Source organism: Ignavibacteriales bacterium (assembly GCA_016709765.1).
Lineage (GTDB): Bacteria > Bacteroidota > Ignavibacteria > Ignavibacteriales > Ignavibacteriaceae > IGN3.
Window position 1 is genome coordinate 839,687 of the sequence record JADJMD010000013.1, and the last position, 12,907, is coordinate 852,593.

Annotated in this window: 12 protein-coding genes; 6 read left to right on the forward strand and 6 right to left on the reverse strand. The window is 33.0% G+C overall.

The window, feature by feature from the left end; genetic code table 11:
* Positions 1–1,335 carry a saccharopine dehydrogenase NADP-binding domain-containing protein gene (locus IPJ23_13230; GenBank protein MBK7631639.1) on the reverse strand — a complete coding sequence of 445 codons (1,335 nt, stop codon included), beginning with the start codon at positions 1,333–1,335 and terminating at the stop codon, positions 1–3.
* Positions 1,336–1,477: 142 nt separating this feature from the next.
* Here IPJ23_13230 and IPJ23_13235 point away from each other — a divergent pair, with 142 nt between their 5' ends.
* The 6 genes from IPJ23_13235 (at position 1,478) to IPJ23_13260 (ending at position 7,384) form a co-directional block, all read left to right on the forward strand.
* Positions 1,478–2,218, forward strand: coding sequence for a hypothetical protein (locus IPJ23_13235; protein MBK7631640.1), 741 nt, complete (start codon positions 1,478–1,480; stop codon positions 2,216–2,218).
* Positions 2,215–2,829, forward strand: coding sequence for an HAD family phosphatase (locus IPJ23_13240; protein ID MBK7631641.1), 615 nt, complete (start codon positions 2,215–2,217; stop codon positions 2,827–2,829). The genes IPJ23_13235 and IPJ23_13240 overlap by 4 nt, the downstream gene beginning before the upstream one ends.
* A complete protein-coding gene (locus tag IPJ23_13245; protein MBK7631642.1) occupies positions 2,826–3,104 on the forward strand; it encodes an N-acetyltransferase in 279 nt (92 codons plus the stop codon). Before IPJ23_13240 ends, IPJ23_13245 begins: the two co-directional genes overlap by 4 nt.
* A gap of 95 nt (positions 3,105–3,199) precedes the next feature.
* On the forward strand, positions 3,200–4,915 hold the full coding sequence (locus IPJ23_13250; GenBank protein MBK7631643.1) for a M14 family metallopeptidase: 1,716 nt from the start codon (positions 3,200–3,202) through the stop codon (positions 4,913–4,915).
* 75 nt (positions 4,916–4,990) lie between these two features.
* Positions 4,991–6,187 (forward strand): ATP-grasp domain-containing protein, encoded by a 1,197-nt coding sequence (locus IPJ23_13255; GenBank protein ID MBK7631644.1) that lies wholly within the window; start codon positions 4,991–4,993, stop codon positions 6,185–6,187.
* A 231-nt stretch (positions 6,188–6,418) separates the two neighbouring features.
* Positions 6,419–7,384, forward strand: coding sequence for an acyl-ACP desaturase (locus IPJ23_13260; protein ID MBK7631645.1), 966 nt, complete (start codon positions 6,419–6,421; stop codon positions 7,382–7,384).
* Positions 7,385–7,388: 4 nt separating this feature from the next.
* Here the strand turns inward: IPJ23_13260 and hemN are convergent, their stop codons facing one another.
* The 5 genes from hemN to hemC all read right to left on the reverse strand — a co-directional run bounded on the left by hemN (position 7,389) and on the right by hemC (position 12,906).
* Positions 7,389–8,765 (reverse strand): oxygen-independent coproporphyrinogen III oxidase, encoded by a 1,377-nt coding sequence (gene hemN, locus IPJ23_13265; protein ID MBK7631646.1) that lies wholly within the window; start codon positions 8,763–8,765, stop codon positions 7,389–7,391.
* A gap of 110 nt (positions 8,766–8,875) precedes the next feature.
* The gene (locus tag IPJ23_13270; protein ID MBK7631647.1) at positions 8,876–9,925 is read right to left on the reverse strand and encodes a uroporphyrinogen decarboxylase; all 1,050 of its coding nucleotides are present in this window, start codon (positions 9,923–9,925) and stop codon (positions 8,876–8,878) included.
* Positions 9,922–11,340, reverse strand: a complete 1,419-nt coding sequence (locus tag IPJ23_13275; protein MBK7631648.1) for a uroporphyrinogen-III synthase — start codon at positions 11,338–11,340, stop codon at positions 9,922–9,924. Before IPJ23_13275 ends, IPJ23_13270 begins: the two co-directional genes overlap by 4 nt.
* Positions 11,341–11,344: 4 nt before the next feature.
* Positions 11,345–11,968 (reverse strand): hypothetical protein, encoded by a 624-nt coding sequence (locus tag IPJ23_13280; GenBank protein MBK7631649.1) that lies wholly within the window; start codon positions 11,966–11,968, stop codon positions 11,345–11,347.
* Positions 11,965–12,906, reverse strand: a complete 942-nt coding sequence (hemC, locus tag IPJ23_13285) for a hydroxymethylbilane synthase (GenBank protein ID MBK7631650.1) — start codon at positions 12,904–12,906, stop codon at positions 11,965–11,967. The genes IPJ23_13280 and hemC overlap by 4 nt, the downstream gene beginning before the upstream one ends.
* Between the last annotated feature and the right edge of the window lies 1 nt (position 12,907).

Sequence of the window (12,907 nt, forward strand, 5' to 3'; positions counted from 1 at the left end):
TTAAATACTTGTAACAACCTCCAGTGGTTTGATTCCAAGCTCAGCCAATTCTTGCATTGCGGGCTCATAAATATCAGGATAAATCGGAATAATAACCCCTTTCTCCTTTATACTGTTACTTAAAATTAATTTTGCACCAACACCAAGTGGCAATCCAACAGAAGCAGACATCGCTGTATTAAATCCAGGTTTACCATAAAGCACTAATGAAGAAACCAACCTTTCAATTTTGTTTTTTATTTCGTATTCAATTTCAGTTTGTAGTATAACCATATCTTTATCTTTTTCACTGAAATTCCATTTTTGTTTTAAAAGATCAAGTAAAATTTCTGCCGGACTAACATCTGTAAGTTGAATTTTTTCATCACTCAACAGCCCTAACCATTCAATTTTTTTTATAACATCACTTGATTCGGATTCATTTAAAAATTCTGCTACAGCTTGTCTAATATCTATTCCATTTTTTTTATCAAGATAAAAAGAGAGCCAATCATTATAATTTAATTTATCAGAATCAGGTACTATGTAACGGTTATCTGTCAATCCAATCTGAACAAGAGCATTCCACGCTTTACAAAATCCTATTTTTCTTAAAGATCCTCTAAATACATTTGGTATACTTGGAATGTTATATATTCTTCTATATTTAATAGAATCTCTATTGGGATAAGATTCAAACTTACCAAGACTAGGCACATCAACTAAATGATTATCTGTAAAAACCCGGCTGTAAGGAACAATTTTTAATTTACCATCTTTAACATAACGTGCACTTGCCATGCCCGCAGTTACAACATTCATCGGATTCCACGTAATTTTATATCCCCACGGATTATCATCGCATTCGGGCGCAATTAATCCGCCACCATAAGATTTAAGTGAATTTAATTTGCCGCCGATACTATTAACCTTGCTGATCAATCTCATTGTATCCATGTGATCTATACCTGGATCAAGCCCCATCTCGTTAAGAAAAATCAATCCCGCATTTTTTACCTCTTCATCAAATGAAGCCATTTCTTGAGAAATATAAGAAGCAGTTACAAGATGCGCTCTATATTTTATACAATCCTTAACAATGTGGATATGAAAGGTTTCGGGGAGTAATGAAACAACTATATCGGCTTTGCTAATTTGTACCGAACGCTGTTCATCATCCAAAACATTAAACATAATTGCTTTTGCTCTTGGATGATTTGCTGTTTTTTGTTCAGCTAATTCTAAAGATTGATCGGCAACCGTAATTGCCCAACCCATTTCTTTAGATTTATTTAATAGATAATTTATGAGAGAAGAAGAAGTGCGACCTGCGCCAATTACTAAAATGTTTTTCATAATTTTTTAAGAAATATTATTATTCGTAAATATTAAATTATTCATTTCAAATATTAGAATAATGCACTAAAAAGTCATTTATTTAATAATAATCTATTTACTATTTTTAGTGTAACATTTTTAATATCACAAGGAAAAAGAAATGAAATATTTGGTTTTATTTAGTACAGCAATTTTAATGTTTGTTATTAATTCTCACATATTAGCAATTAGCAAACCTGATAGCACAAACAATTCTGAAACAATAGATCCGAAAGTAGTTTTGGAAAATTATCTTGATGCAATTGGCGGCAAAGATGTAATTTCAAAAGTTGAAGATAGAACTACAATTATGCGTGGAACAGCAATGGGACAAGCTTTAACAATTATTGTAAAGCAAAAAGCTCCAAACAAAATGCGTCAGGAAGTTAAAGCTGGTGGAATGGATCAAACTATTATTTTTGATGGCGAAAAAGGTATGATGAAAGCGGCAACACAAAACGTTGATGTAACTGGAAAAGAACTAGAACAATTGAAAATTGAAGCATCAATGGAATTGTTGTTAAATCCTGAAAGTTATGATGTAAAGCTTTCTTACGAAGGAACAGAAAAAGTTGGCGATAAAGATGCATACAAAATTAAAATGACTTTGCCTTCCGGAATAAGATGGTTTACTTTTTTTGATGTTGAATCCGGTTTAAAAGTAAAAGAACAAAAAGAAATGCAAACTAAAATGGGGCTGATTGAACAAGTTGTAACTTATGAAAACTATACGGAAGTTGATGGAATTAAGTATCCATTTAAACTTACTCAATCTTACGGTCCACAATCTGTTGAGATGACTATTAGCAGCGTTAAAGTTAACAAAGGTCTATCCGATGATATATTTGTTATTGCTGAATGAGTAAAAGAAAATATTCGGCAATAGTTTTTGATTTGGGACAGGTTTTAGTTCGGTTTGATTACAAGCATTTTGTAGAAAAGATTAATAAACACAAAGCAGGAATCGGTGAGCAATTCTTGGAGTTGTATAAACAGAACTATAATGTTCATCGTGATTTTGAAAAAGGGAAGATATCCGAAAAAGTTTTTATTGCTCAGATGTTAGAATATCTTGAGCATTGTATTGATGAAGAAACATTTTGTAAATATTGGTCGGATATTTTTTCTTTTAATGAAGAAGTAATTGCACTTTTACCAAGACTTAAAAAAAATTATAAACTTTATCTTGTTTCCAACACAAATTCAATCCACAAAAAACATGGATATGAAAATTACGAACTTTTAAAATTGTTTGATAAACTGTTTTTATCACATGAAGTTGGATTTATTAAACCCGAAGAAGAAATTTATCGCGCAGTAGAAAATGTTTCCGGTTTTTTACCTGAAGAACATATTTTTGTCGATGATATTTTAGAATATGTTGATGCTGCAAAAAAATTAGGATGGGATGGAATCCAATTTGTCAGTTACGATGATTTACTTTATAATCTAAAAGCAAGAGAAATAATATGAGCGAAGTTATTAATGATAGACAAGGCAGCCGTTTTGTATTGGAAGTTCAGGGTGCAGAAGTGTATGTATTGTATGCAGAGGATAAAGGAATACTTGATCTATATTCAACTTATACGCCTAGTAATATGCGCGGGCAAGGTTTAGCTGCGATAGTAGTAAAGGCTGCACTTAAATACGCTAAGGAGAATAAATTAAAAGTTATTCCTGGTTGCTGGTATGTTAGAAAGTTTTTAGAAAAACACCCTGAATATCATAAAATTGTTTTAGAAAATTAATCATCGTTCACGATATTATTTTTTCTTATTATTTATCCATCTCACTCTGAGATATTCTATATTTACATCAACCATAACTAATCTTAATTATTAAAATGAAAAACAAAAACTCCTCTAAAGACTGGCTTACATTTTTTGAAAAATCAAATCATCTCGAATCTCCTGATTATGATAACACTTTAAAATATTTTCAAAAATTTGCAGATAATACACCGTATGTAATAATCAAGACCATTGGTTTAACCCCGCAAGGGAGAAAATTAAAAGTAATAATAGTTTCAAAGGATAGAGCATTTACTCCAGAGCAAGCAAAGAAAACGGGTAAAGCAATTTTACTTATCCAAAATGGAATTCATCCTGGCGAAGTTGAAGGTAAAGATGCTTGCATGCTATTACTTCGCGAAATTATTATCACAAAAGAAAAAGCACATTTTCTTGATAATACAATTTTACTAATCATTCCTGTTTTAAACATTGATGGCCATGAAAGGATTAGTCCATTTAACAGACCAAATCAAAACGGTCCTAAGAAAATGGGCTGGCGTACAAATGCTTTAAACTTAAACCTGAACCGCGATTATTTAAAAGCTGACACACCGGAAATAAAATCATTTCTAAAACTTTTTAACGATTGGCTGCCTGATTTTATGATTGATAATCATACAACAAACGGTGCTGATTATCAATATCATGTAACATATGGAATTGAAACTCATCAAAATATTGATAGAGGGTTATTGAGTTTTATAGAAAGAAAATATCTTCCAAACTTACTACAAAAAGTTGAAGATGATGGATTTACTATCGGACCTTATATGGAATTTAAATCAGGAACTATTGAAAGCGGAATTATTGATTTACCTGCTCCACCCCGTTTATCGCACGGATATTGTGCCACACAAAATAGAATTTGTTTGCTAGTAGAAACTCATAGTTTAAAACCATTTGCTAATCGCGTATTTTCAACAAAATCAATGATGGAACATACAATCAGTTTTGTAAACGATAATTACAAAGAAATTGTATTATTAAATCGCTTAGCAGATAAACAAACAATAAAAAATTATTTGGTTGATAATAAAAAATTTCCCCTTGTCTTAGCAGGTAATGGTAAGTTTGATAAATTTTTGTTTAAAGGGTTTGAATGGTACGATGAGCACAGTGAAGTTACTGGTTCGACTGTTCGCAAGTACACTAACAATCCGATGGAAATAGAAATTCCTATTTTTAATAAAGCTAACTCGCTTAAAAAAATAACAGTTCCAGCCGCTTATCTTATTCCACCTCAATTTTTAGAAATAATAGAAATAATTAAAGCACATCAAATAAAATTTAATCTTATAAAAACGAAGAAGAAATTAAAAGTGCAAAAGTACAAATTTGAAAAAGTACAATTTGCCTCACGACCATATGAAGGCAGACATCTTCCATCATATACTTGTTCAGCTTTTAATCAAACTGTGGAAGTTGAAACTGGAACTTTAATCGTTTATACAAATCAAAGAGCATTAAGAGTGATTGTAAATTTATTAGAACCCGAAGCACCGGATTCATTTGTAAATTGGGGATTTTTTAATGCTTTCTTTGAACGAAAAGAATATGCGGAAGCTTATGTTATGGAGCCTTATGCGAAACAAATGATTAAAGAAGACTCACAATTGCGTGCTGAATATTATAAAATGCTAAATGAAGATGAATCTTTTAGAAATAATTCAGGTGAGAGATTAGATTTCTTCTACAAACGTTCGCCATTTTATGATAAAGGAGAAAATGTTTACCCAATAATGCGGTTGGTTGGAAAGAATATTTAATTTGAATTTACTATATTCCCATATAAACTTAATCGTCTCCCAATTTAGTTGAAATAACAAGTAAGGAAAATTTTTATGCTAACAATTCTCTGTATTTCCAGCTATGAAAAAGGTTTCGATTTTATGCGCGAAGCAAAGGCTCAAGGCTGTCGCGTTATATTACTTACATCCAAAAGTTTGGAGAATGTTGAATGGCCTAGAGAAAGTCTTGATGAGATTTTCTACATCCCTGATAAAAACAAAGACTGGAATATGCAGGATGTAATTTATGGTGTAAGCTTTCTTGCCCGTAATGAACAGATAGATAGAATTGTTGCACTCGATGATTTTGATGTTGAACGTGCTGCATCACTAAGAGAACATTTACGAGTTAGTGGAATGGGTGACACGACTGCACGACACTTTCGAGATAAACTAGCCATGAGAATGATCGCAAAAGAAAAAGGAATCCCAGTTCCGGAATTCTGCCATATTCTAAATCACAAAAAGATAAATGAATTTGCCGATACTGTTCCCTTCCCTTATATGATTAAACCTCGCTTGTTAGCCGGTTCTTATGGATTGAAAAAAGTTCATAACAAAGAAGAAATGTGGGATAGAATCAATTATCTAGCCGATGAGCAATCCTTTTTTTTAATGGAAAGATTTGTTCCCGGAAACATCTACCACGTTGATACAATAATAAATGATAAAGAAGTTATATTCGGATTAGCCAGCAAATACGGCACACCACCCTTTGAAGTTGCACACGATGGACGAGTATTTACAAGTAAAACTTTAGATAGTAAATCCGTTGAAGCAATTGAAGTTTTAGAATTAAATAAAAAAGTTTTAAAAGCATTAGGCTTGTTACGCGGAGTTTCCCACTCTGAGTTTATTAAAGATGAAAATGGAAAGCTTTATTTCTTAGAAACTTCTGCCAGAGTAGGCGGAGCTAATCTTTCTAGCCTTGTGGAAGCCGCATCTGGAATTAACCTGTGGCGTGAATGGGCAAAGATTGAAATTCTAAAAGGTGAAAAGTCATATAAACTTCCAAGTGTCAATAGCGATTTTGCTGCAATTCTTAATTCATTATCAAAGCAAGAATGGCCAAATTTAGAAGCTTATAATGATTCCGAGGTTGTGTGGAGATTAAAGAAAGAATATCACGCGGGTTTGATTATAAAATCATCAAGTAAAGAAAGAATAGAAAAACTTCTGGATGAATACACACAAAGATTTTACAATGATTTTTTTGCAACAGCAAAAATGGGCGAAAGACCAAGTGATTAGAAAACATATTTTAACATGATTCTGTCATCTTGAGCGAAGTTGAAATATAATAATACTTGATTTTTAGAGATAAAATATCAATTGTAAATAAATTGTAAAATCTTACTTTTATTTCCCAACTACCTTTCTGTTAAATAAAAACATTTCTATTATTAGTCAATAAACTAAACGATTAAACATCCACATAATATTATTATTTAAATGAATAGTATACATAAAGACAAAGCAACCATGCACAATGAAATGGAAATTAAAACAGAAGTTTTAAGTCATCTCGAAGAAAAAGTAAAAGAGTGGATGCTCGATCACGTTGATAAAAGAAAATTATGGTTTTCATCTGATTTTCTTCCTGCTGATGAAAAAATGAATGATGATCAGGAGAGAAACATTAATCAACTTCGTGAGAGAGTTCGTGGCGTTAAAGATGAAGTTCGAGTTGCGGTTGCATTAAATCTTTTAACTGAGGAAGGCTTGCCACATTTTCACAGACTGATTGCAAAATATTTAGGCGATAAAAGTTTTTGGTCTATATGGAATAATATGTGGACTGCTGAAGAAGATAGACACGGTGCAGCGATAAGAGATTATGTTAGAGATTCAAGATTATTCAGATTTCGTGAAGTTGAGCTGATGCAGTTTCATTATATCGAGAGTGGTTTCAATCCTGATTGGGATAAAGATCCATACAAAGTTTTTGTTTATACAACATTGCAGGAAAGAGCAACCCAGGTCTCTCACAAAAACACCGGAAAATTAGCTGGAGAAAATGAACCTTTATTAAACGGTATATTAAGCAGCATCGCCGCAGATGAAGCGAAGCATTATACTTTTTACAGAAATGTTTTTAAAGAAGTTCTAAAACTTGATCCAAATCGTGCAATGCTTTCTGCAGCCGATATTATGCCCGCGATTGATATGCCTGGAATTTCAATGCCTAACTTTCGGGATATGGCCGATGTTGTTAGAAGAATTGGAATTTATGGTCCGCGGGATTATAAAAGAATTGTTGAAGAGGCCATAAAGTTTTGGGAAATTGAATTTATAACTGGTTTGAATGATGTTGCACAAAAAGCGCAAGAAAAAATTCTTTCAATTCCTAAACGATTAGAAAAAGTTGCAGAGTATATTGAGAAAAGAACAGAATCAAAAACTTTTAGTTTTGATTTTATCTACAACAGAATTTTAGTTTTTGAATAATATTTTAAACTGTCCTAGAATATTTTGCTTTATCTTCTTTTCGTTCAATGTAACCATCAAAATTTATAGCAATGTTGCGGATAAGCATTCTGCCCATGTTTTTTACTTTTAATCCGTTATCAGAAAATTCCAGTAAATCGTCAGTTTCCATTTCTTTTAGATTATTTAATCCCCATGCAAAGTATTTTTTAAAATCAATTTTAAATTCATCTTCAATCGGTTTATAATCTAATTCAAAGTTGCACATCAACTTCATAATCACTTCTCTTCGCAAGTGATCATCTTCGGTTAGTTGATACCCCTTTGCAGTTGGAAGTTTTTCACTATCCAAAGATGAATAATATTCTTTTTCAGTTTTGTAATTCTGCGCATAAACATTTTTAAGCTGTGAAATTGAAGTTATACCCATTGCATAAAGATCCGCACCCGCGTTTGTGCTGTAACCCTGAAAATTTCTGTAAAGTTTTTTCTCGCGCATTGCAACAGAAAGTTCATCATCAGGTTTTGCAAAATGGTCCATCCCAATAAAATCATAACCTGCGTTTACAAGTTTCTCGATTGTCATTTTTAAGATTTCAAGTTTTATTTCAGCTTCAGGAATATCCTCAGGATGAATAAGCGCCATATGTTTTTTCATCCACGGAACGTGTGCATAATTAAAAACGGCTATTCTATCCGGATTTATATCAATTATTTTATCAACTGTTTTTGCAAAACCATCAACTGTTTGAAAAGGCAAACCATAAATCAAATCAAGATTAATACTTTGATAACCAAGTTCTCTAACCCAAGTCACTGTTTGTCTAGTTATATCTTCGGGCTGAATTCTATTGACAGCTTTCTGAACTTTTTCATCAAAATCCTGTACGCCCATGCTAATTCTATTAAACCCGTTAGTTCGCAAAGCTTCAAGATGCGGGCGCGTAAGTTCGCGAGGATCAATCTCACAGCTTACTTCTGCATTGTTCGAAAAGTTAAAAGATTGTTTGATGTATCCAGCAAGTTCATTTATTTCATCAGGGTTTAAGTGTGTCGGTGTTCCACCGCCCCAATGATGCTGTGCTACTTTTCTATCTGGCAACAGATATGTTCTTGTTAGATCAATTTCTTTCTTTATATACTTTATGTACTCCTTAATTCTATCTCGATTTCGAGTAATAATCATATTGCAGCCGCAGAAGTAACAAAGCGTATCGCAGTAAGGTAGATGAAAGTATAATGAAAGATCAGGCAGATCTTTCCCATAATTAGTTTTAACTATTTCATTTAGATAATTTTCGTGTGTAAAGCCATCATTAAACTGCGGAGCCGTTGGATAGCTTGTGTAGCGTGGTCCTGGTTTATCATACTTTTTAAATTTTGTTAAATCTATTTCAAACATTTTATCTCTTTACATTATCACCCTGAACTTGTTTCAGGAGCTTTGATTAATAAATTAGATTCCCAAACAAGCCCGCCTATCGGCAGACAGGTTGGAATTACTGATAATTTTCAACTATGAAAAGCTTTGCTTTCCTCTTTTACATATTGCACAAATGCTTTTACATTTTCCGGATCAATATCTGGCAGAATTCCGTGTCCAAGATTAAAGATGTGTCCGTTTCCTCTTCCATAAGAAGCTAGAACCCGTTTTGTTTCTTCTCTAATATTTGTTTTATCTGCATAGAGAACTGTCGGGTCCATATTACCCTGTAAAGCAACTTTATCGCCAACCTGTTTTCTTACTTCTTCAAGATCCATTGTCCAATCAAGACCAAGAACATCCGCACCGATGCTTGCTAATTTATTAAGTTTGAAGTGGACACCTTTAGCAAAAAATATTACCGGTTCATCTTTTCGCTTGATCTGTGAAATTATTTTTTCAACATACCGAAGTGAAAATTCTTCAAAGTCTTTTTGTGAAAGAATTCCTCCCCATGTATCAAAAATCTGAACAGCATTACAGCCTGCTTCTATCTTAGCTGAAAGATAGTCTGCAATGGTTTTAGAAAGTTTATCTAAAATAGAATGAGCAAGTTCAGGATTATTATAAATAAGTTTTTTAACCTCCGAAAAGTTCTTTGAGCCTTTTCCTTCAACCATATAAGTAAGTAACGTCCATGGTGAGCCACTAAACCCAATAAGAGGAACGCGATTATCTAAATTCTTTTTTGTTAAAGCAACAGCCTCAATAACATATTTTAATTCTTTTATCGGATCAATCTCCTTTAACTTCTTTGCATCATCAACAGTTCTAATTGGATTTGGGAAAACAGGACCTTTGCCCTCATTCATTTCTAAATGCATTCCCATTGCTTCAGGAATTACAAGTATATCAGAGAATAGAATTGCTGCATCAACATCAATTATATCAATCGGTTGAATAGTAATCTCTGCAGCGAGTTCAGGAGTTTTACACATTGTTAAAAAATCTGATTTGGCTCGCACAGCACGGTATTCAGGTAAATATCTTCCAGCCTGGCGCATTATCCAGATTGGTGTGCGTTCAACATCTTGTCTTTTACATGCTCTAAGAAATAAATTGTTTTTAAGTTGACTCAAATTGGACTCCGCGATTTTTCTGGTTTATTATAAAACTCAATCATTTTATTTGCTAAACCTTGGATTGTAAACTCTTCAGGCATAATGCTAACTTTAACTTTACTGTTTTCTATTGCAGATTTTGTTGTTGGACCAATAGCAGCAACATCATAATTTTTAAAATAGTGAATGGCATTGTCAATTTTCATTATTATTAAAAAGTTTTCAAAGGTTGAAGGACTCGTAAAAATAAAAACATCTGGTTTGCTTGAGTTAAGTTGCTCAATGTTTTGCAGCACAGATTCTTTTGAAGGAAGAGAAACATTATAAACAGGAACTGCAATTATTTTTGCTCCAAGTTCTTCTAATCCCTTTGGTAAATCTTCTCTACCAATTGCAGAACGGGGAATAAAGACCAATTTATCTTTCAAATCATATTTGGATAATTCTTCAACAACTCCTTCGCCTGAAAACTTCTTTGGAACTATATCAACTTTGATATTATTTTCTTCGCATATGGATTTTGTTTTATTTCCAACCGCAACAACTTTTAATTCATTAAAATCATTTTTTTTACTCAATTCGTTACAACGTTTTAGAAACATTGTTACAGCATGTGCGGATGTGAAAACTACATAATCAATTTTTTTTGATGACAACATTACTTCATCAAATCTATCCCAACTATTTGGAGGCACTATTTCCAACGTGGGAAAAACAATTACCTCAGCTCCAAGTGCGCTAAATATTGCTGATGATTCTTTTGATTGTTCAATAGTTCGTGTAAGAACAATAGTTTTATTTTTAAGCGGTCTAACTTTGTTGTTTCTAAATCCTGAATACAAACCGTGCAAAATAAAATCAAAAAGTTTTTCACGTTCCTCAATTAATTTATCGCTCGTATATTTATTTTCAATTCCCCTTTGAACAGCGCCAAACACACTTCCTAAAACTAACTTAACAGCAAAACTCTCATCAATTTCACGAAACTGATTTTCTCTTTTCCCTTTATATATTATATCACTCAAAATTGATTTAAGTTCATCACTCATGGCTCGTAGTTCATCACAGAATTCATTTTCTGAATTCATATATTCTTTCTGATACATCAAAAAGAAGTTCTGATATTTCATCATAAACATATAAAGATGAATAACATAAGTATGAAGCGAATCGATAACTGAAATTTCGGAAGCAATCTTATTTTTTAGCGATGTGTTAAGATTTTCAAGCTTAGAACTCATAATTGTAAAATATAGCTCTTCCTTTGAACCGAAATAATTATAGACCGTACCCTTAGCAACATCGGTTAAACGAGCTACATCATCCATCATCACCTCGTGATAATTCTTTTTAGAAAAAAGTTCAGCAGCAACCTCAAGCATTCGCTCACGCTTTCTTTCTTTTCGCTTTATTTTTTCTTCTCTAATAATCATACCGTTACTTTATTTGCCATCTGTCCTGATAAATTACTGAGGAATTATTTGGATCAATAACTATTTGTTCCCCATCGGCTCGATAACCAAACTCACCAGAGTTTTCTTTTAATGTGCTGAACAAATGCCAGACATATTTGTTGTATTTCGTTTCCCAAATAAAATCAACTTTCCAGTCTTTAATGCCTTTTGGTAAACCGTTTTGTGTTGCTATTTGCTTTGCTGTTTTTTCGTCAACTACAAAATCGCAGTCAATTGGATTTGAATTACAATCTGGAATTCCAACAACTTCATATTGTTTTAAAACTTTTCCGGTACTGTCAACAATAAATCTAATTTGTTCATCAACAAATGGTTTTTCGGGCATATAAAATTTATAAACTATTAAGTAGTTTGGGTCGATATGCTTTGATTGTGAAAAATCTGCCGTAATATATTTTTTAAAAAACTCAGCACCGGTTTTCGAAATAATAAACGCATCAGCTTTCTTTAGGACACTTAAAGGAATCGCCGCATCTTCTTGTTCCTGACATGGTTTACAAGAACATCCGGTGTAAAAAAGAAAAAGAGTAAAAAGTAAAAAGACAAAGGCATCAAAAGAAAATGTTTTAAATGCTATTTTTTTCATTTCTTTCTCGCAGTTTGATAAACTTCATATAAAATTTCTTTGGCACCGGCTTTTAATAAATCTTTTGCTAGAGTCTCACCAAGCATTTCGGGTTCATTTTTACTGCCGCGTGCTTTTTTGCGATAAGTAACTGATCCATCCAAAGAGCCAACAATGGCATCCAAATACAATCCGCTCGATTTAACTTCTGCAATGGCACCAATAGGAACCTGGCATCCGCCTTCCAAAGCACGTAATAGTGAACGTTCGGCAAGCACAGCATTATAAGTGTCTTCGTGATGCAGTGATTGAAGAATTCCCTCCACAAGTTTATTGTCTTTATGGATTTCAATCCCCAGTGCGCCTTGCCCAACGGCAGGAAGAATTTCAGTCTTTGGAATGTAAGAAGAAATAAATTTTTCAAGATTTAATCTTTCCACCCCAGCTCGAGCAAGAATAATTGCATCCCAATCTGACTCTAAAAACTTCTTAATTCGTGAAGGAACATTTCCGCGTAATTCAAAAATTTGTAAATCTGGTCGCAGGTGAAGCAACTGGGATCTTCTACGCAAAGAACCTGTAGCAACTTTTGCTTTTTCAGGAAGTTTATTTATTGTCATGCCTTTTTTTCTTGCAATCAAAACATCTTCGACAGCATGGCGCTTTGTAACAACCGCAAGCTTTAATCCGGCTGGAATTACCGTTTGCAAATCTTTCAAACTGTGCACAGCTAAATCAACACGCTTTGCCAGCAATTCAACTTCAAGTTCTTTTGTAAAAAGAGATTTATCTCCAATTTTTGAAAGCGCAACATCAAGAATTTTATCACCTTTAGTTTTGATAATGTTGATTTCAACTTTTACATTTTTGTTTTTCTTTTCAATTTCACGTTTAACATGGTTCGCCTGCCAAAGTGCAAGCTCACTACCACGTGAACCGATTATAATTTTTTGTTTCAAA